Source organism: Streptomyces sp. NPDC058646 (assembly GCF_042716875.1).
In the GTDB taxonomy this organism is placed as follows: Bacteria; Actinomycetota; Actinomycetes; order Streptomycetales; family Streptomycetaceae; genus Streptomyces.
In genome coordinates this window covers 54731-77847 of the sequence record NZ_JBHXRK010000032.1, presented here as the reverse complement: position 1 = coordinate 77847, position 23117 = coordinate 54731, and the positions used below count along the sequence as shown (strand labels likewise).

General features: G+C 73.1%; 25 protein-coding genes and 1 pseudogene. 16 read left to right on the top strand and 10 right to left on the bottom strand.

The window, feature by feature from the left end; genetic code table 11:
* The first annotated feature begins 146 nt into the window (after positions 1 to 146).
* Positions 147 to 1055, top strand: a complete 909-nt coding sequence (gene puuE / locus ACFWUZ_RS30820) for an allantoinase PuuE (protein ID WP_384380211.1) — start codon at positions 147 to 149, stop codon at positions 1053 to 1055.
* 68 nt (positions 1056 to 1123) lie between these two features.
* On the opposite strand, the gene ACFWUZ_RS30815 is transcribed toward puuE, so the two are convergent.
* Both ACFWUZ_RS30815 and ACFWUZ_RS30810 read right to left on the bottom strand, forming a co-directional pair.
* Positions 1124 to 1603: a hypothetical protein gene (locus tag ACFWUZ_RS30815; RefSeq protein WP_384380208.1), complete on the bottom strand. Its 480-nt coding sequence runs from the start codon at positions 1601 to 1603 to the stop codon at positions 1124 to 1126.
* A gap of 208 nt (positions 1604 to 1811) precedes the next feature.
* Positions 1812 to 2414, bottom strand: a complete 603-nt coding sequence (locus ACFWUZ_RS30810; RefSeq protein WP_384380205.1) for a TIGR03086 family metal-binding protein — start codon at positions 2412 to 2414, stop codon at positions 1812 to 1814.
* A gap of 600 nt (positions 2415 to 3014) precedes the next feature.
* On the opposite strand from ACFWUZ_RS30810, the gene ACFWUZ_RS30805 reads away from it, so the two are divergent.
* Positions 3015 to 3461: a hypothetical protein gene (locus tag ACFWUZ_RS30805; RefSeq protein ID WP_384380202.1), complete on the top strand. Its 447-nt coding sequence runs from the start codon at positions 3015 to 3017 to the stop codon at positions 3459 to 3461.
* A gap of 131 nt (positions 3462 to 3592) precedes the next feature.
* Here ACFWUZ_RS30805 and ACFWUZ_RS30800 read toward each other — a convergent pair whose 3' ends face one another.
* From ACFWUZ_RS30800 to ACFWUZ_RS30785, 4 genes are all read right to left on the bottom strand, one after another.
* Positions 3593 to 4384 (bottom strand): ABC transporter permease, encoded by a 792-nt coding sequence (locus ACFWUZ_RS30800; RefSeq protein ID WP_384380199.1) that lies wholly within the window; start codon positions 4382 to 4384, stop codon positions 3593 to 3595.
* Complete coding sequence (locus ACFWUZ_RS30795; RefSeq protein ID WP_384380196.1) at positions 4381 to 5382, bottom strand: ATP-binding cassette domain-containing protein; 1002 nt, start codon at positions 5380 to 5382, stop codon at positions 4381 to 4383. Before ACFWUZ_RS30795 ends, ACFWUZ_RS30800 begins: the two co-directional genes overlap by 4 nt.
* A gap of 67 nt (positions 5383 to 5449) precedes the next feature.
* The gene (locus ACFWUZ_RS30790) at positions 5450 to 6295 is read right to left on the bottom strand and encodes a DUF4097 domain-containing protein (RefSeq protein ID WP_384380193.1); all 846 of its coding nucleotides are present in this window, start codon (positions 6293 to 6295) and stop codon (positions 5450 to 5452) included.
* 141 nt (positions 6296 to 6436) lie between these two features.
* Positions 6437 to 6955, bottom strand: coding sequence for a hypothetical protein (locus ACFWUZ_RS30785; protein ID WP_384380190.1), 519 nt, complete (start codon positions 6953 to 6955; stop codon positions 6437 to 6439).
* Positions 6956 to 7517: 562 nt separating this feature from the next.
* Between ACFWUZ_RS30785 and ACFWUZ_RS30780 the strand changes: the two genes are divergently transcribed.
* The 7 genes from ACFWUZ_RS30780 to ACFWUZ_RS30750 all read left to right on the top strand — a co-directional run bounded on the left by ACFWUZ_RS30780 (position 7518) and on the right by ACFWUZ_RS30750 (position 13319).
* Positions 7518 to 8378, top strand: a complete 861-nt coding sequence (locus ACFWUZ_RS30780) for a CAP domain-containing protein (RefSeq protein ID WP_384380187.1) — start codon at positions 7518 to 7520, stop codon at positions 8376 to 8378.
* Positions 8379 to 8660: 282 nt separating this feature from the next.
* Positions 8661 to 9227 (top strand): hypothetical protein, encoded by a 567-nt coding sequence (locus ACFWUZ_RS30775; protein ID WP_384380184.1) that lies wholly within the window; start codon positions 8661 to 8663, stop codon positions 9225 to 9227.
* Positions 9228 to 9548: 321 nt separating this feature from the next.
* Positions 9549 to 10352, top strand: a complete 804-nt coding sequence (locus ACFWUZ_RS30770) for a thioredoxin family protein (protein ID WP_384380181.1) — start codon at positions 9549 to 9551, stop codon at positions 10350 to 10352.
* Positions 10349 to 10555: a hypothetical protein gene (locus ACFWUZ_RS30765; RefSeq protein WP_384380178.1), complete on the top strand. Its 207-nt coding sequence runs from the start codon at positions 10349 to 10351 to the stop codon at positions 10553 to 10555. Before ACFWUZ_RS30770 ends, ACFWUZ_RS30765 begins: the two co-directional genes overlap by 4 nt.
* 15 nt (positions 10556 to 10570) lie before the next feature.
* A complete protein-coding gene (locus ACFWUZ_RS30760) occupies positions 10571 to 11137 on the top strand; it encodes a hypothetical protein (protein WP_384380175.1) in 567 nt (188 codons plus the stop codon).
* A gap of 71 nt (positions 11138 to 11208) precedes the next feature.
* Entirely contained in the window at positions 11209 to 11934 is a 726-nt protein-coding gene (locus ACFWUZ_RS30755; RefSeq protein WP_384380172.1) for a response regulator transcription factor, read from the top strand.
* Positions 11931 to 13319, top strand: coding sequence for an ATP-binding protein (locus ACFWUZ_RS30750; protein WP_384380169.1), 1389 nt, complete (start codon positions 11931 to 11933; stop codon positions 13317 to 13319). The genes ACFWUZ_RS30755 and ACFWUZ_RS30750 overlap by 4 nt, the downstream gene beginning before the upstream one ends.
* Before the next feature lie 89 nt (positions 13320 to 13408).
* On the opposite strand, the gene ACFWUZ_RS30745 is transcribed toward ACFWUZ_RS30750, so the two are convergent.
* Positions 13409 to 14170: a phosphatase PAP2 family protein gene (locus ACFWUZ_RS30745; protein WP_384380220.1), complete on the bottom strand. Its 762-nt coding sequence runs from the start codon at positions 14168 to 14170 to the stop codon at positions 13409 to 13411.
* 150 nt (positions 14171 to 14320) lie between these two features.
* A pseudogene (locus tag ACFWUZ_RS30740) lies at positions 14321 to 14839 on the bottom strand (phosphatase PAP2 family protein); the annotation flags it as partial.
* Between the two features lie 331 nt (positions 14840 to 15170).
* Here ACFWUZ_RS30740 and ACFWUZ_RS30735 point away from each other — a divergent pair.
* Complete coding sequence (locus tag ACFWUZ_RS30735; RefSeq protein ID WP_384380166.1) at positions 15171 to 15965, top strand: restriction endonuclease; 795 nt, start codon at positions 15171 to 15173, stop codon at positions 15963 to 15965.
* Between the two features lie 92 nt (positions 15966 to 16057).
* On the opposite strand, the gene ACFWUZ_RS30730 is transcribed toward ACFWUZ_RS30735, so the two are convergent.
* Positions 16058 to 16564, bottom strand: a complete 507-nt coding sequence (locus ACFWUZ_RS30730) for a DinB family protein (RefSeq protein WP_384380163.1) — start codon at positions 16562 to 16564, stop codon at positions 16058 to 16060.
* Between the two features lie 280 nt (positions 16565 to 16844).
* Here ACFWUZ_RS30730 and ACFWUZ_RS30725 point away from each other — a divergent pair, with 280 nt between their 5' ends.
* Positions 16845 to 18452 (top strand): alpha/beta hydrolase, encoded by a 1608-nt coding sequence (locus ACFWUZ_RS30725; protein ID WP_384380160.1) that lies wholly within the window; start codon positions 16845 to 16847, stop codon positions 18450 to 18452.
* Between the two features lie 87 nt (positions 18453 to 18539).
* Here the strand turns inward: ACFWUZ_RS30725 and ACFWUZ_RS30720 are convergent, their stop codons facing one another.
* Positions 18540 to 19388: a hypothetical protein gene (locus ACFWUZ_RS30720; protein WP_384380157.1), complete on the bottom strand. Its 849-nt coding sequence runs from the start codon at positions 19386 to 19388 to the stop codon at positions 18540 to 18542.
* Positions 19389 to 19743: 355 nt separating this feature from the next.
* Between ACFWUZ_RS30720 and ACFWUZ_RS30715 the strand changes: the two genes are divergently transcribed.
* The 5 genes from ACFWUZ_RS30715 (at position 19744) to ACFWUZ_RS30695 (ending at position 23111) form a co-directional block, all read left to right on the top strand.
* Positions 19744 to 20910, top strand: coding sequence for an alanine--tRNA ligase-related protein (locus ACFWUZ_RS30715; protein ID WP_384380154.1), 1167 nt, complete (start codon positions 19744 to 19746; stop codon positions 20908 to 20910).
* Between the two features lie 190 nt (positions 20911 to 21100).
* Complete coding sequence (locus tag ACFWUZ_RS30710; protein WP_384380151.1) at positions 21101 to 21496, top strand: hypothetical protein; 396 nt, start codon at positions 21101 to 21103, stop codon at positions 21494 to 21496.
* Positions 21497 to 21674: 178 nt separating this feature from the next.
* Complete coding sequence (locus tag ACFWUZ_RS30705; protein WP_384380148.1) at positions 21675 to 21950, top strand: isoamylase early set domain-containing protein; 276 nt, start codon at positions 21675 to 21677, stop codon at positions 21948 to 21950.
* Positions 21951 to 21990: 40 nt separating this feature from the next.
* Positions 21991 to 22341 (top strand): PRC-barrel domain-containing protein, encoded by a 351-nt coding sequence (locus tag ACFWUZ_RS30700; protein ID WP_384380145.1) that lies wholly within the window; start codon positions 21991 to 21993, stop codon positions 22339 to 22341.
* Positions 22342 to 22637: 296 nt separating this feature from the next.
* Entirely contained in the window at positions 22638 to 23111 is a 474-nt protein-coding gene (locus tag ACFWUZ_RS30695) for a hemerythrin domain-containing protein (RefSeq protein ID WP_384380142.1), read from the top strand.
* Positions 23112 to 23117: the final 6 nt, after the last annotated feature.

Genomic DNA, 23117 nt, shown 5'->3' with positions numbered 1-23117 from the left:
GGCGAGAGGCCCGGATGTCACTTGATGGAGTCGTTTGTACCCCTTTGAGGGGTGTGGTCCGGGCCACTTCTACCCTCGGATTCGAAGGCCACGGGCACCGCGTGCCCCCGCAGTGGTGGGCGCGGCGCGGCGGTAGGGTGCCGCCCGTGTCCGATTACCAGCGCGACCTCGTCGGGTACGGCGCCGAGCCGCCGGAGGCCGCCTGGCCCCGCGGTGCCCGCGTCGCCGTCAGCCTCGTCCTCAATTACGAGGAGGGAAGTGAGCAGAGCGTCCTCGAGGGCGACCCCGCCTCCGAGGGCTACCTCCACGAGCTGGTGGGGGCGCCGCCCGTGGCCGGCGGGCGCGATCTGAACGTCGAGTCGATGTTCGCCTACGGCTCGCGCGCCGGGTTCTGGCGCGTCCATCGGACGCTCACGGCGCACGGCGCGCCGGTCACCGTCTTCGGCGTGGGGCAGGCGCTGGAGCGCAATCCGGACGCGGCGCGGGCGATGGGGGCCGCCGGCTGGGAGGTGGCGAGCCACGGCTGGCGCTGGATCGACTACCGGCACGTGCCCGAGGACGTCGAGCGTGCCGACATCGCGCGCTCGGTCGCGACGATCGAGCGGCTCGTCGGGCGCCGGCCCGTCGGCTGGTACACCGGCCGGACCAGCCCGGGCACGCGGCGCATGGTCGCCGAGGAGGGCGGCTTCCTGTACGACTCCGACGACTACTCCGACGACCTGCCGTTCTACGTCGAAGCGGCCGGCCGGCCGCACCTCGTGCTGCCGTACAGCCTCGACGCGAACGACTTCAAGTTCCTGATCGTCCACGGCTTCACGACCGCCGACGACATGCTCGCCTACCTCGTGGACACGTTCGACGCGCTTCACGCCGAGGGCGCCGACCGTCCTCGCATGATGAGTGTCGGCCTGCACTGCCGGATCATCGGCCGGCCCGGCCGCATCCGGGCGCTCGACGGCTTCCTGCGGCACGTCGCGCAGCGCGGCGGGGCGTGGGTCGCGACGCGCGAGCAGATCGCACGTCACTGGCTCGCCGCCCACCCGCCCGGGCACTGAGCCGCGGCCGCGCGCTCCCCCCGCGTCCTGCGCTCACCGGCGGGGCACGTCAGGCGGCGGAACTCACGTCACGTGCAGAAGACTTCCTTCGCGGCGGACGCGCCCTTGTTCCAGCCGTCCGAGAAGGCCTTGTTCGCGGACGCCGGGGGCTTGGCGCCGCAGTCACCCTGTACGGCGTCCCAGCCCGCGGTGAGGCCTGACTTGTACGTGGTGCCGGGTGTGGTGGCCGGCTCCGTGCCCCCGGTGCACGCGGTGGTGGTGCCGCCCTGTGTCACGGCGTACCTGTCGTCGGCCTTGTTCCCGATCTGGAAGGCCCCGCCGTCCGGAACGTCGAAGGAGGTCACGTCGGCGCCCGGCGAGGACAGCTGGGCCGATCCCTTCGTGAACCCTTCGCCCGAGATGCTGACCCGGTCCTGCGCGTCCGCGGCGGACACGGTGCAGGTCGCGGCGGGCGCGGCCAGGGTCTGGGCGAACGCCGTCGGCGCCGTCGCGAGCGTCGAGACGCCCAGCGCGATCAGAGCGGCGGTGGTGCGCGCACGTCGGTGCATGATGCTTCTCCTCGTCGGGGGTCCGGACGAAAGGGGCTCGTGGATCCCGTGCACGTGGATCCCGTGCAGCACCGCCGCGCGGGCGGGCCGTGTGCCGGCCTCAGCCTCGACAGGCCGCAGTGCCTCCATCGTCCCCCGCGCCGTTCGGCGTGTCGACCGGACGAATGACCGTGGGCGCACGGGGCGACGCGCCCTCCGGCGGCCTGCGTCAGGGGGACGTCGGCGCCGTCCAGCGCGGGTCGCGCCCGCTCAGCCCGACGACCCGGTCGAGCAGCGGGGCGTCGTCCGCCACGGGTACGACGGGGCCGAAGATGCCCTCGCCGCGGTCCCCCTCCTCAGCAGCCGCCAGCAGGAACGCGTGCGAGGCGCGCAGCGCTGCCTGATCGGGGACGTACTCCTGGCCGGTGGCCCGGGCGAGGTCCCAGCCGTGCACCACCAGTTCGTCGACGGTCACCGCGCCCGCGATGTCGCCGGGCAGGTCCAGGCCTCCCGCGCGGGTCATGCCCGTCCACGCGGCCGGATCCTGCCAGGCGTCGGCCAGTTCGCCGAGGACCCGGGGCAGTTCCTCGCGCCAGGAGGCGGGCAGGGCGGGCGCGGCCGAGCCGGGGTCCGTGTCGGTCGTCGTGCCGAGGTCCTTGCGGGCTGCGTCGCGGAGGGCGACGGCAAGGCCCGCGAGGTGCCCCAGCAGGTCGCTGACCGTGTAGTCGGGGCAGGGCGTCCGGCCGGCGAGCCGGGTGTCCGGGACACCCGCGACGAGACGGGCCACGATCCGGGCTTGTGGTCCGAGGTCGAGGGTCGTGGTACCGGTCATCTGCCGCTCCTCCGGGACGTCGGCTCTGAAGGGTGGGCCGGCGGCGGCGCCCGTACTCACCCATCGCCACGCGGCCCGGACATCCAGGGGCGGACCGGATCGGCCGTGCCCGCCCCCATCACTACCGCGCGGGACGCAGTCACACACCCGAGCGGACGAACGACGCCCCCACGGGAACGGCTCCCGGCCAGGCGGCTCCGCCGTCGGCGCCGAGGGGTGCGGACCGCTCATCTCGCGGACCGCAGGGACCGGGCGCCGACCGCTCCGGGGGTGCCTCACCGCAGCCGGCCTTGACGCCGCCTGGGGGAACTGTGGCCGGCCTCTGCCTCTACTGGTTCGCCACGGTCGGGGAATGGCAGAGAGCCGCCTTCGGCGTCGCGTTCCTCGCGCTCGGCGTCCTGCGGTCCTTCACCCTGCGGCGCGCATGGAGATCCCGCCCACGAGCCGGCCAGGCCGGATGAATGAAACTCCCGTTCCGCCCCCACCTGCCTCACCATCCGCACCCGTCCGGGCGAAAAACTCGATGAGACGTCGTGCCCGAAGGCGAGCCGTGGTCTGTTCGGAGCAAACGGGCGCGAAGAAGGGGATGGAACGTTGTACTTGAGGCGTACCGGAACGATCCTGGGCGCGGCCGCGCTGACCATGCTGACGATCCCGACCCACGCCCACGCCGCGGCGATCGCCTGCGGCGGAGGCGTGTCGACCGGCCGCGTGGCCGTCAACGGCTGCATCAGCGCCCAGCGCGGATCCATCGGCAAGGCCCCCACCCGAGAGATCACCGCGCACATCAAGGCGCGCAACACGGGAACGAAGGGCCTGAACGTCTCCTACGAGGCGTTCTTCCGGGTCGTCGACGGTGGGCACTGGGTGAAAGTGGGCAGTGGTCGCACCTACGTCCGACCCGGCGAGGCCATCGGCCCGGTCGAGGTGGGAAGTACGACCCGGGTCTGCGGCCCCGTGAAGGTGGAGATCCGCGTACACGCCCGGGCCGACGGAGCTGCCTGGAGCGGCTGGTCTCCCGCGTCCACGAAGCAGTGCCAGACCTGAGCCCCTGAACGTTCCGGGCAGCGCGCCGGCGGAGCCGCAGGCGGGACGGCGCGCCCCGACGCGTGGTGTCGGAGTACGCCGTCCCGGGCGGGACGAGTGCCGGGAGGCGGCAGACCGGTAGGCCGACCCAGCTACTTCGGGTCGCGGTTGAAGACCGCCTTGGACCAGGAGTAGCCGAGTGCGGAGAGGGCGAGACACCAGGCGACCGCGAGCCATCCGTTGTGGCCGATCCCGGTGCCGAGGAGCAGGCCGCGCAAGGTCTCGATGGCGGGAGTGAAGGGCTGGTACTGGGCGATCGGCTGGAACCAGCCCGGCATCGCGTCCACCGGGACGAAGGCGCTCGAGATGAGCGGCAGCACGATCAGCGGAAGGGCGTTGTTGCTCGCGGCCTCGGCGTTCGGGCTGACCATGCCCATCCCGACGGCGATCCAGGTGAGCGCCAGGGCGACGAGCGCGAGCAGCCCGAATGCCGCCAGCCACTCCAGTGCCGTGGCGTCCGTGGAACGGAAGCCGATGGCGACGGCGACGAGGCCCACGAGGACCACGCTCATGACCGACTGCAGCACGCTGCCGATGACGTGGCCGATGAGGACCGAGCCGCGGTGGATCGCCATGGTACGGAAGCGGGCGATGATGCCTTCGGTCATGTCGTTGGAAACGGACACCGCGGTCCCGACGACGGTGCCGCCGATCGTCATCAGCACGATGCCCGGTACGACGTAGGCGATGTACTCGGAGCGATCGGCTCCGCCGCTCCCCATGCCCGCGCTCATCACGTCGCCGAACACGTAGACGAAGAGCAGCAGCAGGACGATCGGCGTCAGCAGCAGGTTCAGGGTGAGGGACGGATAGCGCCGCGCGTGGAGGAGGTTGCGCCGCAGCATCGTGGACGAGTCGCGCACGGCGAGGGAGAGAGAACTCATCGGACGTCTTCCTTGCGCTGGTCGGTGCCGCCGGTGAGGGCGAAGAACACGTCGTCGAGGTCGGGGGTGTGCACGGTCAGTTCGTCCGCCTCGATCCCGGCCGAGTCCAAGTGGTCGAGGACGGCGCGGAGTTCGCGTTGGGTGCCGTTGCTGGGGATCTGCAGGGTGAGCGAGTCGTCGTCCCGGGTGCCGCGGAGTGCGAGGGCGGCCCCCTGGTACGCGGACGGGTCGGAGAAGCGGAGGCGGACGTGGCCGCCGGGAACCAGCCGCTTCAGTTCTTCTGCCGTTCCCTCGGCTGCGATCCTGCCGTCATCGAGGACGGCGATGCGGTCGGCGAGCTGGTCGGCTTCTTCCAGGTACTGGGTGGTCAGGAAGACGGTCACGCCACCGGTGACCAGCTCGCGGATGATCTGCCACATGTTGTGACGGGAACGGGGGTCCAGGCCGGTGGTCGGCTCGTCGAGGAAGATGATCCGCGGGCTGCCGACCAGGGTCATGGCGATGTCGAGACGGCGCTTCATGCCGCCGGAGTAGGCGGAGGCGGGCTTCCGCGCCGCCTCCGTCAGGTCGAAGCGCTCCAGGAGTTCGGCCGCGGTGCGGCGGCCCTCGTGCCTGGACAGATGGTGCAGGTCCGCCATCAGGAGCATGTTCTCCTCGCCCGTGATCAGACCGTCGACCGCCGAGAACTGCCCGGTGACACCGATCGCGGCCCGCACCCCGTCCGGTGACGTGGCGACGTCGTGGCCGGCGACCTGGGCCTGCCCGCCGTCGGCGGCGATCAGCGTGGACAGGATCTGCACGGTGGTGGTCTTGCCGGAACCGTTCGGGCCGAGCAGGGCGAACACGGATCCGGCGGGGATGCTCAGATCGATGCCGTCGAGCACGGTCTTGTCGCCGTACGACTTGCGCAGACCGACGGCGGAGACGGCGGCGGGGGGCTGCGGACCGTCACCCCGCCGGGGGCCAGAGGCGGACATGGGCATGACAGATGAAGGCATGGAGCCCTCCGTTCGGAGAGGTGAAAGTGAATGGGGCGTGGGCGAGTGCGCGGGGTCCGGCCGGTGTTCAGGCCTGGGCGCGGCGCACGTCGATGTTGCCGTAGTGGGTCCGGGCGCGGACCTCGACGGCCTCCTCGGTCCGCTCCGGGGCGGCGGAGGCGCTGAGCGTGTTGCGCACCTGCCCGTGGTTCGAGCTGACGTCGAGCCAGGCGGCCGTGCCCTCGCGGATGCCGACCTCGATGGCGCCGTAGGACGTCTCCAACTGCACGCTGCCCCGGGCGACGTGGGCGACGCGCAGGGAGCCGTGGACGGTGGTGGCGACGACCGAAGCCCCGGCGCGCGCGATGGCGATGTCGCCGTTGACGCCGTTCACGCGCAGGTCGCCGGTCGCGGTGCCGACGGTCGTGGTCCCGTGCGAGTTCTTCAGGACGGCCGGGCCGTTCACGGTGCCGACGCGCAGGCTGCCGGAGCTGGTGGTGATCTCGGCCGCGCCCTCGATCCGGTCGACGGTGATCGAGCCGTGGGAGGCGGTCAGCTGGAGCGGCCCGGTCGTATCGAGGCGGACGTCGCCGGACGAGGTCTTCACACGGACCTCGCCGAGCCGGCCCTCCCCGAGCACCTGGGCCCAGGCGCCGGTCATCTCGATGCGCGAGCCCGTGGGCAGTTCGACCGCTACGTCGACGGTGCCGGTGCGCCCGAGGAGGTAGCGCTGCTTCGGCGTCCTGATCGTCAGGACGCCGCCCGTGTACGTGACCTCGGTCTGGCCGGCCGACCGCACGTCCTGGTCCCGCTTCGGGTCGCGGGGCCGCACCTCGACGACCGTGTCGAGGCGGTCGACGGCGGTGAAGCGGATGGAGCCGGCGTACACGTGGGCGGTGGCCGAAATCGGTTCGGGAGTGTCGAAAGAAGGCATGGCTGTACCGTCCTCATGAGTCCTGGGGTCGTCCCCGCCTGGCGGAGCGTGGCTTGGGGTGAAGTGGGGCGGCGCGGCCTGGAGGGGGTCTTGCCGATCAAGCCGGGCTCGCGCTGTCCGGCTTGATCGGCAGGACATCCCCTAGCGCACCCATCCCGTGAAGCTCTGTCCGATGGTGCGGGTCCTCTCGGGGGCGCGCGGCACGCCGCCGGCGTCGACCGCGGCCGACACGGCCCGGACCAGCCACGCGTTGACCGACAGGCCCTCGCGGCTCGCCGCCTCCTCGGCACGCACCTTGAGGTGGGCGGGCAGACGGAGGTTGACGCGGGCGGTGCCGCTTTCGTCCCCGTCGGCGGCCGCCGGCGCCCTGAGCGGCTCGGCAGGCGCGGCCGGCTCCATGGCGGGGCCGCGGTCGGCGGGGGGCAGCGTCACCACGAAGTCGGGGTCGATCCCGCGCAGCCGCACGTCGACCGAGCCGGGGGCGAGCTCGCGCGTGATCTCGTCCATCGCGGCGGAGAGCACGTGGAGCATCGTCAGCCGGGTCGCGGACTCCAGCGGAGCGGTGAGCCTCTCCGCCAGCTCGCGGGCATCTTCCCCGCCGGCTTCGGCGGCCACCGCGAGTTCACGGCGGAGGGTGTCGACATACGGGGTGAGGTCCATGACGCCATGATGGCACCACCATGGCGCCTTGTGCAAGCCTGACGGCACCTCGGGAGGGGTGACGATGAGGGGCGCGCGCCCATGACCTGCACCAACACAAGAAGGACCACCTGAGGCGGGGGGACACCACACCGGCTCAAGCGCGGCATGCATGAGGCCATGGCGCCGATGGCGCCCTGAAGACGCCGGATGGTGCCACTCGGCGCCAAGTGTCGCCACGAGGTCTCGAAGGGGGTGGGCCGCCCCGCTCCCGGCCTGCCTGAGGCCCGGCCCGCGATCACATCACGCGCGATCGCGCCGTCCGCGCGCGACGGAGCCAGTGCCTTACGGCTCGACGCGGGGCCGCGAAGCGCAGGTCGAGGAAGGACCTGGGGTGCGGGGAAGGCCATGCATCGCGCTGGCGCGTCGAGTTGGGCTTATTTGCCCGGCTCGTCCCTGTGTCGATTCTGCGGGCTTCCTTAAGGGACCCTGAAGAACCCCTCGGGGGCGCTCTTTTGGCTGGTCACGGGCCTAGGCTCGGGCCAACTCCCCTCCTCCCCCTCTCCAGTGAGGTGTTACCGGCATGAGCCGCAGCCAAACTCCCGGCACTCCGTCCCGCGTCGAGGCACGACGGAAGAAGACGGCGCGCACCCGCATCGTGCTGTCCGTCACCGCCGCGGCGGCGGTCGTGGCGGTCGGGGTCGCGGTGGCCGACTCCTCCCACGACGACGCCCGCACGGACCGGCAGGCTGGCGGCGCGGCCGGTACGGCCTCCGGCACGGGATCGGCGACGCCGACGGCGGCCCCCACGGACGCCGCGCCGACGGGCACCCCCGACGCCTCCGCCTCCGCCCCGGCCTCGGCGAGCGCGAGCCCGTCCGGGACACCCGACGCCGGAGCCACGGAATCCACCGCGCCTGCCGAGCCCACGACGCCGGCGAGCAGCGCTCCGGCGAAGTCGGCGGAGGCCCCGCCGGCCCAGCCGTCGCGCAAGCCCGCCCCCACGAAGAGCAGTGGTTCCGGTGGTTCCGGCGGCTCGGGCGGTGCGGGGACCGTCAACACCGACGCCGAGTCCGCGGTCCTCGCCCTGGTCAACAAGGAGCGGGCGGCGGCCGGCTGCGACCCCCTGACGGCCAACGCGAAGCTGAACGCCGCCGCTCGGGCGTACAGCGACACCATGGCGCGCAGCGGCGTCATGTCCCACACCGGCCCCGACGGGTCCACCATGACGAGCCGGGTGGAAGCCGCCGGATACCAGTGGTCGCGCCTGGGCGAGAACATCGCCCGCGGGCAGGCCGACGCCGATGCGGTCATGAAGGCCTGGATGAACAGTTCCGGGCACAAGGCCAACATCCTCAACTGCGCCTTCCGGGAGATCGGCATAGGCGTCCACAAGGGCGACGGCGGCCCGTGGTGGACGCAGAACTTCGGCACCGGGAAGTAGCAGAGGCCGCTCCGCCGAGCAGCCGACGCCTCCCCACCGGCCTCCGGCACGCCCGCACCCCCACCGGCCCGCCGGCCCACCGGCCCGCCCCGCAACTCCGGCACGTCCTCCGGCCCTTCACGGGGTGCGGGGACGTCGGCTCTCCCCGCGGCCGTCGGCCCGCCCGTGTGTACGCGCGTAGGGGGCGGGCGTACGTACTCCCGCGGGCGGCCCACCCGGCGGCTGCGGGTCTGCAGGGGGAGCCGGTGACGGGCCGCCCCGCGCGTCGGCCACTATGGGGCCGTGCCCCGAACTCCGCGCTACCTGCTCATATGGCTGTCGTGCACGGCCGCCAGCGTGACCGCCGTGCTCGCCACGGTCCAGTTCGTGGTCGGGTCGACCAGGCATACGCCCCCGGTCGCGCGCTCCGCCCCGGTGGTCATCGACACGCCCCCTGCCTGGCAGGCGGGCAGCCCGGCCCCGGAGCAGGCCCCGCCGACCCCGACCCCGTCCGCGAGCCCGTTGCCCACGGTGACGCAGCGGCCCTCCTCCTCACCCTCCGCCCCCTCCCCCGCCAAGGCCTCGTCGGGCACGCCCCGGACCACCGCACCGAAGGCCGGCGTCGACTGCGAGCAGGGCGGGGCGGGCCTGCACACCGTCCCCTCGCAGGGCGGCAAGGTCACCGTCCGGTACGGGAGCCGGGGCGTGTGCCTGATCTCGGCGATCCCCGGCCGGGGTTTCAAGGCGACCACCTCGCAGACCGCTGACGACACCCTCACGGTCACGTTCACCAGCGGCGACCACCGGTCGGTGATCACGGCCACGATCGACCCGGGAGCCAAGGCCAGCGTCCGCGAGTCCTCCTTCTGAAGCCCGGCCGCGGCGGCCCGCCCGGGCCGCTCGGCCACGCCTGCCCCTTTTGCTGGATTCGCGGTCCTGTGTGCCCGGTTGAGCCGGGTTCCGCCGAAGCGGAAGGTGAGCTGTTCCTTAGGGCAACCTCAAGATCGCGCCCACCTGGTTCCGCAGGCCCCGAGCGGTCCTATGCTCGCGTCAGCCGAGCGGCCTCGGCACCGGGCACGCGACCCCGGTGAACCGTCGGGCCGCCGGTTCCGCCGAGCCGGGACGCGCTTCGCCCGTCCCGCAGTCCGAACCTGAACCTTGCCTTGGGGTGTCTCCGCCATGAGCTCTCGCATGCTCCGATCCGTCCGCGCCGAACGCCGTACGACGCCTCTCCGCTCCACCGCACTCCTCGGGAGGCGCCTGCCCCTGGTCGCCGCGGCCGTGGTCGCGGCCGGGCTGACCGCCGCGTGCGGGCCTTCCTCCGAGCCCACCGGATCCTCCGCGCCGGCCGGCGGCCGGCAGTCCTCGGCGGCACTCCCCACCGGGACGGCATCGGCGAGCGCGTCCCCCGAGGCGTCCCCGACAGCGTCGGCCTCAGCGTCCGCCTCCGCCACCGCCGCCTCGGCCACCGCGACCGCCGGCCCGGCCGGCTCCTCCGCGAGCCCCTCCCGTACGGGCACCCCCTCCGGGTCCGGGTCCGGCGGCTCCGCCGCAACGCCGTCCAAGCCGCCGCGCACGTCCGCCGCGCCCGCGCCCGCCCGCGTACCCGGCCCCGGCTACGACAGCTCGGCCGATGCGCAGAAGCAGATCGACGCGGCCCTGCGCGCGGCGAAGTCCGACGGGCGGATGGTGCTGCTCGACTTCGGCGCGAACTGGTGCGGCAACTGCAAGGCCGCCGACAAGGTGTTCGCCCAGCCGCAGACCTCGGCGATCCTCGGGGCCTCGTACCACCTCGTCAAGGTCGACATCGGAGGCAACAGTTCCGCCAACTCCGCGCTCCTGCACAAGTACAGCCCTTCGGGCGGGACGTACACGATGCCGGTCCTGGTGGTCGTCTCGCCGGACGGCACGCTGCGCACCGACACCCACGTCACCGGCAACCCGTCCCTGACGTCGGAGGGCATCAACTCCTTCCTGCGCAAGTGGGCGCCGTGAGACGACCGGTACGGGCGGCCGGCGCCGGCCTGGACGGCAAGCCGGTCTCCCTCGCCAGGTTCTGGGGCCAGGTTTTCGGGGCCGACACCCGGGCCCTGGACCGGGCAGCGGCGCAGCCCTTCGTACGCGCGCACGGCCTGACCCTCCCCAGCCTGCACGACCCGGTGGGCGAACTCCTGCTCCCCACTCGATGCAACCCATGACGCAGAGGCGGACAGATGAACGTTCCCACGCAGGTGAGGCGGTCCCGCTGGGCCCGCTCGGCGGTCGCCCTGGTCCCCCTGGCCGCGATCGTGGCCTGCGGCGGGGATCCCGCAGGGGCGTCCGACGGCCCCGCGCCCACGACGCGCTTCTCCGAGAACGGGGTCGCCGTCACGCTCTCGGTGTCGGACTGGCACGCCTCCGAGGGGACGCTCACCGCGGTCTTCACGCCCGAAGCCGAGGGATTCCACCTCTACAGCACCGACCTGCCGGCCACCGGCATCGAGGGGGTGGGCCGGCCGACCACCGTGACCGTCACCGGCGCCCTCGCGGCGGAAGGGTCGCTGCGGGCCTCCGCGGAGGCCCGGTCGATCGCGCTGCCCGGGGTCGACGCCCCGGTCCCCGTCTACCCGGACGGGCCGGTCACCACGACGCTGGCCGTCCGCGCCGCGGGGAACGGGGAGGCGACGGTACTGCTCGGCTACGCGAGCTGCAGCACCCGGGACGGCTGCACGATCCCGGTGACCGACCGCCCCGTACGCCTGCGGGTCACGGACGACGGCCCGGCGTTCGTCTCCCCGTAGCTCGCGTCCCGCCCGGGCGGAGGGGGTGACCTGTCCGCGTCCCCGCCCGGCCGAGCCCCTAAGGTGTCCGCATGCCGAGCGTCCTGGTCGTGGAAGACGACCCCAGCATCCGCCAGTCACTCATCGAGGTCCTGGCGGAGCACGGATATGCCGTACGCAGCGCGGCCGACGGGTTCGGCGCGCTGCGCGAGGTCACGCAGTCGCCCGTCGACGCGGTGGTCCTCGACCTGGGTCTGCCCGACCTCGACGGAGGGGACGCCCTGCGCATGATCCGCGGGATCTCCTCCGTACCGGTGCTGGTGGCCACCGCCCGCGACGACGAGACGGAGATCATCAACCTCCTGAACGCGGGCGCCGACGACTACTTGGTCAAGCCCTTCTCCGGGGGACAGCTCCTCGCCCGCCTCTCCGCCGTCCTGCGGCGCACCAGCAGCGTGCCCCCCGCCGGCGGGAGCGCTGCCGGGGCCGCGGTGGCGCCGGCCGCCGAACCGCTGCGCCCCACCGCCGTGGGCGAGCTGGCGGTGGACCCGGGCGCGCGCACCGCGTACCTGGCCGGACGGGAACTGCGCCTCACCCGCCGGGAGTTCGACCTGCTGGCGTTCCTCGCACACCACACCGGCCAGGTCGTCTCCAAGCGGCGGCTGCTGACCGAGGTCTGGCGCGAGCCGTACGTGGACGACCAGACCGTCGACGTGCACCTGTCGTCCCTGCGCCGCAAGCTCGGCGAACGGGCGGCGGCCCCGCGCTACCTGCTGACCGTCCGCGGTGTCGGTATCAAGCTGGTGGCACCGCGTTGAGACGCTCACTGGCCGGAGTGGCGCTCGCCGTGACCTCCATGGTCGCCCTCTCCTTCCTCATACCGCTGGCCGCCCTGGTGATGTCGCTGGTCAAGGAGCAGGGCGTGACGGCCGCCGAACAGCGTGCCGCCGCCCTGGCACCGGTCCTCACCCTGACCACCGATCCGGACGCCCTGCGGGAGTCCGCGGCGAGCCTGGACGCGGCCGAGCACCTGGTCGTGCACCTGCCGCGGGCGGGGACCCTGGGGAGTTCCAGGGCCCCCGCGGCCCTGCTCGAACGGGCGCAGCGGGGACGCGAGTCGATCTCGCAGGAGATCCCGGACGGCTGGATCTGCCTGCAGCCGGTGGTGCTGCCGGGCGACGAGGTCGCCGTCATCGAGAACTTCGTGCCCGAGGCGGAACTCACCCGCGGGGTGATGGAGTCCTGGGCGGTCATGCTCTTCCTCGCGGTGGGGCTGATCTGCGGTTCCGTCCTGGTCGCCGACCGGCTCGGGGCGAAGGTCGTGCGTTCCTCGAAGAAGCTCGCGCAGGCCTCGCACGCGCTCGGCCAGGGCGATCTGGACACGCGAGTGGACCCCATGGGCCCCAGGGAACTGCGGGACGCGGGCGTCGCCTTCAATGCGATGGCCCACCGGATGAACGAGCTGCTCGCCGTCGAACGCGAACTCGTCGCCGACCTCTCCCACCGGCTGCGCACCCCGCTGACCGCCCTGCACCTGGCGTCGGAGCGCATGGCCGGCACGCCGGAGTCGGCCAGGGTGGAAGCGGCGGTCGGTGAGCTGGAGGCGGAGCTCCAGGCGATCATCGCCGCGGCGCGGACGCCGCTCGCCGTGGGCCCCATGGGGCAGGGCATGCTCGGTACGGAACCGTCGGCCGGCCGGCCGGCGGGCGGGACGGGAGAGTCCGGCCCTCGGTGCGAGGCGGCCGACGTCGTCCGTCGCCGGACCGCCTTCTGGACGGTCCTGGCGGGGCAGCAGGACAGGTCCTGCTGCCTCGACCTCACGCAGGAGCCGACGGCCGTCGGCCTCTCCGACGACGACGTCGCCGCAGTGGTCGACGCGCTCATCGGGAACGTCTTCCGGCACACCGCCGCCGGGACCCCCTTCGGCGTCCGCGTGGCCCGTACGGCCCAGGCGGTGGAGCTGGTCGTGGAGGACGGCGGACCGGGCATCCCGGAGCCGGACCGGGCCCTCTCGCGCGGGAGCAGCACCGGTTCCACGGGGCTGGGGCTCGACATCGCGCAGCGGGCCGCGAGCGCGACGGGCGGGTCGATGCACATCGGCCGCGGGCCGCTGGGAGGGGCGCGGATCACGGTGACGTTCGCCCTGGCCCCGCCGGCCCCGTCCGGGCACCGCTCCCGCATCTCCCGCCGCCGCAGCCGGTAGTCCCGGACGCGAGGCCCGGTAGGGATCCGGACGGCCGAGCCGCGGCCCGGTGGGGGCGGGGGCAGGGGCCGGCGTCGGGGCCTCCGGGCTCATGCGCGTACGTCCAGGGGTGGTTCGGGGGCCGGTGCCGACAGCTCCGGCTCCAGGCCCTCCCGGGTCACGTCGGTCCGGCGTCGGCCGGTGTCCGCTCGCCAGGCCTCGAAGACCAGCGTGGTCGCGGTGACCACGGCGAGGCCGAGCAGCCAGCCGCCCACCACGTCGCTCACCCAGTGCACGCCGAGCGCGACGCGCGTGTAGCCGACGCCCACCACGGAGACCACCGCGAGCGCCCAGGCGAGCGGCCGCCAGGCGCGGGGTACGAGGGGCAGCAGGACCAGCAGGAGGACGGCGCACGAGGTGGTGGCCGCCATCGCGTGGCCGGAGGGGAAGGAGAACCCGGGCGCGTGGGCGACCGGATCGGGCAGATGGGGCCGTGCCCGCTCGACCACGCTCTTGGCCAGCACTCCGGTCAGGGCGCCGGCCACCGCGGTGACGGACGCCCAGGCCGCGAGCCGCCAGGCCCGGCGGGTCAGCAGCCAGAGCACGAGCAGGGCCACCAGCAGGCGCATGGTCACGGGGTCCCACACGAAGTCGGTGAGGACGCCCAGGACGCGTACCCAGCCGGGATGGTCGAGGGCGGCCTCGTGCAGCCCCTCGGCCGCGGTCCGGTCGAGGCGGTACAGCGGCGGCCACCGGGACTCCACCAGGACCAGGGCGAGGGCGAAGGGCACGGATGCCACGGCCGTGACGGCGGCGGTCAGCAGCAACCTCGCACCGAAGGTCGCGTCGGGCCCGGAGTACCGGACCGTCAGGGTCCGGGCGACGGTGCGCGCGCGGCGCGGCGCTCGGGGGCAGGCCGGACCGGTACGGGGGGAGCCGGTGCGGGACGAGCCGCTACGGTCCGGCGCAGCGGCCCGCGCCTCGCGGCGGCCGGACAGCACGACGGACCCGACGATCAGCAGCGCCGCCGCGCCGTTGAGCAGGCCGCCCGCCACGTCGGTGGGATGGTGCATGCCGCGGTAGACGCGGGACAGCGCGACGGCGGGCGGGACGAGCAGCGGAAGCGCCGCCGCGGCGTACCGCCACCGGCCGCGGCCGCGCGTCCGGAGCAGCACGATGACGGCCAGTCCCGCGTACAGGGCGACGGACGCCCCGACGTGCCCGGAGGGGAAGCTGGAGGTCAGCGGCGCCCCGTCCAGGCGCGGGACGTCGGGCCGGGGCCTTCGTACGAGCGCCGTCACCAGCAGGAACACGGCCGCCTGCGCGGCGACGGACGCGCCGAGGAACAGGGCCTCCGCACGCCAGGCGACGCGCGGCAGCACGAGCAGTGCCACGACGCAGACCAAGGTCACCCCGATGATGCCCTCCGTGCTGCCCAGCACGGAGAGCCACCGCGTGACGGCCGTGACCGGCGCGACACGTTCCTCGGCGAGGTACCGGTTGGCCCGGTCCTCCCAGGCCGACGGCCCGGTGACCAGCATCCCGAGGCCCACCATCAGCGCAGCCTGGACCGGTAGCAGCAGCACCGGCCAGGTCCTTCGTACGGGCGGCCCGCTCTCTCGCTTCATGGGGGTTCTTGTTGCCCCGGCGGGCCCGATGATGCGCCCGCCGGGGCCGGTCCCGGTTCCGGCGCGGCCTCTGACCGGGGAAGTCCCGGTGTGCCCGGCCCGTTTGGATCCGGTGATCCCGATCAGACGAGGAGAGACGTACCGGGTCCGCCACCCCCCGGGCGGGCGGTGACCGACCGCGTCGGGTGGCGAGAGGGCCGCGCCGAGGGGGCGAAGCTCGTGAGGAGTTGAGGAGGGGGCCCGCATGACGGCATCGGGAGGGCGTCGACGTGGTGGGGACGAGGGCGCAGCGTCGGTGGGGCGTGACGTCGTACTGGCGGTGGGGCTGGTGGGGATCTGCCTGGGCGGGGCGGCTGTTTTCGTCAGGACGGCCGCAGGGCTGGGTGGCGGGGTACCGGTGATGCCGGTCGTCACGATGGTCGTCCTGGCCGCCGGGGTGGCCCTGGCCCGGTGGAGCGTGGCTCCGGCCCGGCGCCGCTCCCCCGCGCGCGGACCGGGCTCGCGAGGGCCTGCGGTGGGGCCGGGTACGCCGCCACCGGCCGCTCCGCCGGCGGTGGGGGCGCAGGCGGAGCCGGAGGCCGCCGGCATACCCGAAGTGGGCTCCGATGCCCTGGACCACGCGGCGGTGGACGCCGACGGCTTCGAGCACACGGTCGCCGCCCTGTGCGCCCGCGACGGCTGCCCCCAGGTGGAAGTGGTGGGCGGGGCGGGGGACTTGGGAGCCGATGTGATCGCCACGACGGCCGGGGGCCTGCGCGTGGTCATCCAGTGCAAGCACTACGGCGAGGGCAACCGGGTCGGTTCGCAGGACCTTCAGCGTTTCGGGGGCACCTGTTTCGCCGTCCACGAGGCCGATGTGGCGGTCGTCGTGACCACCAGCGCCTTCACCGCTCCGGCCGCGGAGTACGCCGACGCCTGTGACATCGTCTGCGTCGACGGCGACGCCCTGGCCGCATGGACGGAGTCGCGGACGCCGCCTCCGTGGGAGGCGGCCGCGGTACGCCTGGAGGAACGGGCGCAGGGGGTGGCCGGCGCCTGAGCCTGCCCGGTGCCGCCATGTGACCGCCGTTTGTTGCGGGCGTCGGCTGTCGGCCCCCGGCCTCGGTGGGGCCGGGCCTGATCCGGGGCCGCTCAGTCGCCGGTCGTGCCGTCGAGCATCTCGCGCAGGATGTCCAGGTGACCGTTGTGACGGGCCGTCTCCTCCGTGAGGTGGAGGAGGATCCAGCGGAGGTCGACGTGGAGGCCGTTGCGGACGGCTCGCTCGGCCCGGGTTTCCAGGCCGTTCCCGGCGACCAGTTCGCGGTAGCGGGCGCTCTGTTCGGCGTACTCGTCGAGCAGCTGACCGAGCGGGAAGTCGACGGCGATGCGCATCTCGCGGTCGGGATCCTCCTCGGTCCAGGGGCCGTGGTCCTCCTCGCCGAGGAAGACCACCTGGAACCAGTAGTACTCGACCCAGCGGAGGTGGTTGATCAGTCCGCTGAGGGTCATCAGCGGTGACCCCGGCAGGAGCGCCTTGCGGGCGTTCTCCGCGGAGACGCCCTCGCATGTGGCGCGCGCGGTGTCACGTGCGTAGTCGAGAAACGTGGTGAGCTGGGTGCGCTCGTCCCACGCGGGCGGCGTGTCGTCGATTCTGGTCATCGCGCGAAGCGTCCCCGACCATGCGACCGATGTCGAGGCATTTCCTGCGGGGCCGCTCCGCCCAACCGGTCTTCCCGTCCGGACCCCGGACGGTCCCCTCACGGCGAAGTTTCTCCTCGGGTTGTCAGCACGGGCGTTCGGGGGGAGCGTACGACCGTGGTGGTAGCCGGACGCTTCCCCCGGGGGTAGGGAGGAATCAACTCCTGGTGGGCCGACTCGGGTGCCGGCCGGCGGCTACGTTGTCGCCCGTTCCGCAACACCCATGACGGAGGACCGCCGTATGCAGATCCGTTCGGCCGATGATCCGCGCAAGCGGGTGGTGTGGGGGATATCCCTCGTCCTGGTCGCGGTCACCGCGCTCCTCGGGGGCACCCCCGGGGCAGCCACGGCGAGGCCCCTCGCGGCGCCGCCCGTTCCCGTCCTGTCCTGGGGCCCCTGCGCCGGCCCCGGGGACGGCTTCGAGTGCGCGACCGCCCGCGTACCGCTGGACTACCGACAGCCCACCGGGCGTACGATCCCGCTCGCCGTCACCCGGCGCCCCGCGGCCGACCCGGCCCGCCGCAGCGGTGTCCTGGTGCTGCACCCCGGCGGCCCCGGCAACTCGGGCGTGGACTTCGCCCGTAACAGCTACGAGGCGCTCCCCGCCTCGCTCCGGGACGCCTTCGACGTCGTGGGGTACGATATGCGCGGCGTGGCACGCAGCGGGCAGGTGGAGTGCTGGGACGACGAGGAGTACTCCGCCGCCGTCGACGCCGCACGCGGCGTGCCCGGACCGGGGGCATTGCACGAGGCGATCCGGCAGGGCCGTGACTTCGCCGCCGCCTGCCAGGAACGGTCCCCGGACCTCGTGCCGTTCGTCGGCACCGGATCGAACGCCAAGGACCTCGACCTGCTCCGGCAGGCCCTCGGTGAGGAGACGCTCTCCTTCTACGGCCGTTCCTTCGGCAGCTACGTCGGCACCGTCTACGCGGCGCAGTTCCCCCGGCGGATCCGCGCCATGGTCCTCGACGGAGGTTACGATCCGCAGCGGTACGCCGATGTGCCGTACGCCTACGATGCCGGGCAGTTCGCCGCCCTGGACGCGGCGGTCGGCCGGTTCCTGGACTGGTGCGCGCAGAACGCCACCACCTGCGGCTTCGGCGACGGGAAGCCGCGGCAGGCCTTCGACCAGCTCAAGCGGGCGCTGGACGCCGACCCCGTCATCACCCCGAGCGGACGCCCGGCCACCGGCTACACCCTCGCCTACCGCCTGATGTTCAACATCAACTCGGGCAAGGTGGTCTGGCCCTACCTGGGCGAGGCCCTGCGGGCGGCCCAGGCCCGGCAGGCTTCGTTCCTGCTGTCCCCGCCGTCACCCGCGTCCTTCGACTTCCTCAACGTCAACACGGCCGTCGAGTGCGCCGACCGCGTCTATCCGGCCAGCCCCCTGCTCCTGGGCGCGCTGGTCAGCGCCCAGGCCGCCGCCGCTCCCCTGCTGGGACCGCCGATCGGCCTGGGGCCGCCCACCTACGACCACAACCACGCGCCCACCTGCGCCCAGTGGCCGGCGGAGCGCCCGAGCCGCTTCGAGGGCTCCTACCGGGCGGCCGGTTCCGCCCCGATCCTGGTCCTCGGCACGACCGGGGACCCGGACACCCCGTACCAGGACGCCGTGGCGCTGGCCCGGACGCTGGAGAACGGGCGGCTGCTGACGTTCGCCGGTGAGGGACACACCGCGTACAACCGGAGCGCGTGCGTCAGCGCCCTGGTCACGGACTACCTCGCCACCCTGGCCCTGCCCGCACGCGGGACCGTCTGTGCGGACGAGACGCCACCGGGCCCGCCGGAACGCCGGATCACGGGCATCGAGGTCGACGAGACCCGCGAGGTGATCCCCGCCCTCCGCTGAGCCCTGGGCCCTGAGCACCGGCCGCCGGTCGGGGCCGTGGCCGGACCCCGGCCGCGGCCCAGCCCTCGTACCCGGGGCGGGAAGGTCTCAGCCCGTGCCCTCGTGGGTGCCGACCTTGTCCGAGACCGCGTCCTGGAGGGGTTTCATACGGTCCACGAGCTGCTGGAACTGCGCGGTCCGGCCGTCGGACCACTGCCCCATGGCGACCACCATGACCCGCCCGTGGCCCGTGAAGCCCTGCACCAGACCGCTGTCCGCGGGCAGGGTCGGCAGCCCGGATCCGGGCGGCGGGGCCTGTACGGCGACCTGGTGGTCGTCGAAGGCCATGGACAGTCCGGTGACCATCCTCAGGGTGTCCAGCGGGTCCTTCATCGTGAAGACGGCCACGTTGAACTGGTTGTTCCGGTCGTCCTTGTAGAAGGCGATCTGCTCGCCGACGCAGCCCGCGCTGGCCTCGATCATGGCGGCCAGCCGGGGGCCGACCCCGTCCGGTTCGGTGCAGGACCGCATCACGGTCGAGCCCAGCCGGGTGAAGGTGGTGCCGGAGGCGCCTTCGACCTCGGCCGGGAACAGTTCTGCGAGGGGCATCATCGGCCGCGCGGCGTCGGCGGCCGCCGCGCCCCGCGACGGAGCGGCCGACAGCGCGGCCGACGGTGCAGCGGAGGTCGCCCCGGCGGGTGCGGACGGGGTGGGAGCGGGCGCGGCCGGAGCGGGCGCGGCGGTCCCGTCGTCGGCTGAACCCCCGGTGTACTTCAGCACGGCGAAGGCGGCACCCGCCGCGACGAGCCCCAGCGCCAGGTTCCGTGGCCAGGCCCGCCGGGGCCGGGGCGCGGGCTGCCGGCCGATCCCCTCCGCTTCGAACCGCCGGACGAAGTCATTCCACTCGTCGTCGTCCGGGCCGCTCCGGCCCGTGGGTATCTCGTTGTTGTTCGGCACCCACGAACCCTAGTGATCATCGCGGTCCACCTGAACAGCCGCAGGTCACAGCCTCATCACGCTCACCGGGCCGGGGGGAACCGGTCGGGCCCGCGGCGGCACCGACCGGCGAAAACCCCCGTGCTCCGAAGTGCAGCGCCGCGTTATGGTCATCCGCATGAACGTCACCGGCCTCAGCACCACCACCGCGACCGCGCGAGCGACCAGCGCACCGGTTGCCGCCGTCTGACGTTCTTCTCCCCCGGCGACCGGAAACGGTCCGTCGGTTGTGCCGTGGCATCCCTGCCACCGGCCGGAGACTGCACGGTCCCGTTCTCCGGTGCCTCCCCCCGCTTCGACGCGAAGGAGTCGCCCCATGCACACGGAACAGCTGGTCAGGACGTTCGTCGAGTACTTCGAAGAACGCGGCCACCGCCGGATCGTCGGTTCGACACTGCTGCCACCACCCGGAGACCCCGTCCTCTTCACCACCTCCGGCATGCACCCGCTCACTCCCTACCTGGAGGGCCGCCCGCATCCGCTGGGCAGGCGCCTGGTCAACGTACAGCGCTGTCTGCGCACCACGGACCTGGAGGAGGTCGGCGACGCCACTCATCTGACGGTCTTCGAGATGCTCGGCACCTGGTCGCTGGGCGACTACGAGGGCCCGCTCAGCCTCGACTGGGGATACGGGCTGCTCACCGAGGGGCTGGGGATCGATCCCGGCCTGTTGCACGCCACTGTCTACGCCGGTGACGGCCGGACCGGGCCGGACACCGCTTCCCTCGAGCTGTGGCAGGGCCTCGGCGTCCCCGTCGAACTCACCGTGGAGGACAACTGGTGGTCCAACGGGCCTGTCGGACCGTGCGGTCCCGACTCGGAGATCTTCCTGTGGAGCGGTGACGGCCCTCCGCGGTCGACACCCACCGGCGACGACCGCTGGGTGGAGGTGTGGAACCACGTGACGATGAGCCACCGCCGGCTCGACGACGGCTCCCTCGTACCGCTGCCCCAGCGCAACGTCGACACCGGACTCGGCCTGGAACGGCTGGCCTCTCTCCTCCAGGGCACGCCGTCCGTGTTCGAATGCGACGTCTTCGAACCCTGGCGCCGCCTCGTGCCGGCCCTGTGGCCTCTGGACGAACCGTCACTGCGTCTGGTCTGCGACCACCTGCGCTCGGCCGTCGTCGTAGTCGGCGACGGCGTGCGCCCGGCCAACACCGGGCAGGGGTACGTGCTGCGACGCCTGGTGCGGCGGGTGCTCACCGTGCTGTGGAGGGACGATCCTTCGCGCGGAGTGGAGGACCTGCCGGACGAACTCGTCCGGCACACCCTGGACCACTTCCGGCAGGACATGCGCACGGATGACGTGCTGCGGGTACTGCTCGAGGAGGAGCGCCGGTTCCGCCGGCTCCTGGAGCGCGGCCGGCAGGTCCTCGCCCGGCCCCGGTTCCGGGGGGTGCTGACCGAGGAGGACCTCCACTACCTCCACGACACGCACGGTCTGCCGCGCGACCTGGTCATGAGCCTGCGGCAAGAGTGACGACGCGGCGCGCGGCGGCCGAAGCGGGACGGGCAGCCGTACCCCACGCCTCGGGGAGGCAGGTGGTCGGCTGCGTGGGGCCGCCGGCCCGGCGTCGGGCCGGCGGACCGCACGGACGCCGCTCCCCTGCCGGAGCACCCTGCGCGGCGCCGCGCTCTACGCTGGTAGCAGAACGTCCGGGGAGGCTGGCATGGCGGCCCACCACCGATATCACCTGGACCAGGACGGCCACTCGATCACCGTCCTGTACGACGTCCGGCACCGCTCGGCAGAAGTACTGGTCGACGGGAAGACGACCGCCTCGGTCCGCGCACCGCGCACCGAAGCCACCCTCCTGCGGGGCGAGATCCCCACCGATCCCCCGAAACCGTTCCTCATCCGCGTCGGTCACCCCGACGCCCCCGACGACGTCCCCCTGTGCGCTCTGGAAACGGGCGGCATGCGCTACCTCATGCCGACCGTTGCCCTGACCCGGCAGGAGGAGTGGCCCGCCGAACACACGCCCCCGGCCCGAACGCCCGGCGAACTCCTCGCACGCTGGAAGTACCGGATCCAGCGGCACGGCCGGAAGAGGCCGGGGCACTGACCCCCGCGTACGGCTTCCCCCGCCCAGGCCCTCTGTCCGGAAGCCCCCGGGTCGTGGCGCGCGTGGGGCCGTTGGGGTGGCAAGTATGTGGCAGCAGACGTAGTCCCCCGCTGCGCGGGCTGCCGGAGCGGGCAGGGATGGCGAGGTCATTCCCCTGCACGTGAGGAGCTGATGTCCCGTGCTCGAACGCACCCGGCGCAAGAAGCGCACCGAGATCACGTTCGTCCTGCCCGCCGGCCATCCGGCCGGTGAGGTCAGCGTGGTCGGTGACTTCAACGACTGGCGACCCGGCGCACATGCGATGGCCGAACGCCCCGACGGGACCCGTGCGGTCACGGTCACCTTCCCGGTGAACGAGCGGCACGGCTTCCGCTACCTCGCGGACGGCGGTCACTGGCTCGACGAGGAGGAGGCGGACGGCCACGACGGCCGCAACAGCCTCCTGCACACCTGACGGGCGCGGAAGCCCGTCCGCAGAGAAGTGGAGACATCCCGTGACCGCTGACATGTGGAGCTACAACTCCGAGTCGCACTACAAACCCGGCACCCGCCTGGTCGGCTACAAGGTCGAAGCCACGGACGGGCACATCGGCAAGGTCGACGAGGCCACCGAAGACGTCGACGCCTCCTACCTCGTCGTCGACACCGGCCCCTGGATCTTCGGCAAGCACGTCCTGATCCCGGCCGGCACCATCGCCCGCATCGACGTGGAGAAGGAACTGGTCCGGCTCAACCTCACCAAGGACCAGATCAAGGACTCCCCCACCTACGACAAGGACGAGCACCGCGGCGACACTGCCTACCGCGACCAGCTCGGCCGGTACTACGGCCACGACCACAGCTGACTCCCCGCCCGGCAGCCGCTGGGGCTCCCCACCACGCAGGGGAGCCCCAGCTCCCGCTCCCGCTCCCGCTCCCGTACCCGCACCCGCACCCGCACCCGTACCCGCACCCGCACCCGCTCCGGAAGTGGCCGGCGGGGGCCCATGAGGCGTCAGCGCGCGAATGGGGCGTACGGCGTAGGCGCGTCCTCCTTACGGGCCAACCCTCCGCCCTGCACGGGCGTCGCCGGGCGGCACGGGGTAGTCGGCGTCAGGGCGGCAGGCCACGCCGCCCGCTACGCGAGGCCGAGGAGGCGCCGGTGGACGGGATCGTGCTGCTCAAGGAAGACCACAAGACGGTCGAGAAGCTGTTCAAGCAGTTCGAGAAGGCCGACGACAACGCCCACGCAGAGAAGCGGAAGATCGCCGACCAGGTGATCGAGGAGCTCACCACGCACACGTGGATCGAAGAGAAGATCTTCTACCCGGCCGCCCGCGAGGCCGCCCCCGACACCAAGGACCACGTGCTGGAAAGCATCGAGGAGCACCACGTGGTGCTGTGGATGCTGTCCGAACTCAAGGACCTGGACGCAGCCGACGAACGCTTCGACGCCAAGATGAGCGTCCTCATGGAGAACGTCCGCCACCACGTCGAGGAGGAGGAGAAGGAGTGGTTCCCCGACGTCCGCAAGGCCATGGGCCGCAACCGCCTCACCGAACTCGGCGAACAGATGGAGCGGGCGAAGAAGAAGGCCCCGGGTGAACCCCTGGCCGTACCCAGCGCCAAGCGCTGAAGACGC

Coding starts and splice junctions, on each gene's coding strand:
- ACFWUZ_RS30710 (WP_384380151.1), top strand. CDS start 21,101: ATGGCGGCCCACCACCGATATCACCTGGACCAGGACGGCCACTCGATC.
- ACFWUZ_RS30770 (WP_384380181.1), top strand. CDS start 9,549: ATGCTCCGATCCGTCCGCGCCGAACGCCGTACGACGCCTCTCCGCTCC.
- ACFWUZ_RS30800 (WP_384380199.1), bottom strand. CDS start 4,384: ATGAGTTCTCTCTCCCTCGCCGTGCGCGACTCGTCCACGATGCTGCGG.
- ACFWUZ_RS30730 (WP_384380163.1), bottom strand. CDS start 16,564: ATGACCAGAATCGACGACACGCCGCCCGCGTGGGACGAGCGCACCCAG.
- ACFWUZ_RS30795 (WP_384380196.1), bottom strand. CDS start 5,382: ATGCCTTCATCTGTCATGCCCATGTCCGCCTCTGGCCCCCGGCGGGGT.
- ACFWUZ_RS30755 (WP_384380172.1), top strand. CDS start 11,209: ATGCCGAGCGTCCTGGTCGTGGAAGACGACCCCAGCATCCGCCAGTCA.
- ACFWUZ_RS30760 (WP_384380175.1), top strand. CDS start 10,571: ATGAACGTTCCCACGCAGGTGAGGCGGTCCCGCTGGGCCCGCTCGGCG.
- ACFWUZ_RS30785 (WP_384380190.1), bottom strand. CDS start 6,955: ATGGACCTCACCCCGTATGTCGACACCCTCCGCCGTGAACTCGCGGTG.
- ACFWUZ_RS30780 (WP_384380187.1), top strand. CDS start 7,518: ATGAGCCGCAGCCAAACTCCCGGCACTCCGTCCCGCGTCGAGGCACGA.
- ACFWUZ_RS30790 (WP_384380193.1), bottom strand. CDS start 6,295: ATGCCTTCTTTCGACACTCCCGAACCGATTTCGGCCACCGCCCACGTG.
- ACFWUZ_RS30815 (WP_384380208.1), bottom strand. CDS start 1,603: ATGCACCGACGTGCGCGCACCACCGCCGCTCTGATCGCGCTGGGCGTC.
- ACFWUZ_RS30810 (WP_384380205.1), bottom strand. CDS start 2,414: ATGACCGGTACCACGACCCTCGACCTCGGACCACAAGCCCGGATCGTG.
- ACFWUZ_RS30725 (WP_384380160.1), top strand. CDS start 16,845: ATGCAGATCCGTTCGGCCGATGATCCGCGCAAGCGGGTGGTGTGGGGG.
- ACFWUZ_RS30735 (WP_384380166.1), top strand. CDS start 15,171: ATGACGGCATCGGGAGGGCGTCGACGTGGTGGGGACGAGGGCGCAGCG.
- ACFWUZ_RS30715 (WP_384380154.1), top strand. CDS start 19,744: ATGCACACGGAACAGCTGGTCAGGACGTTCGTCGAGTACTTCGAAGAA.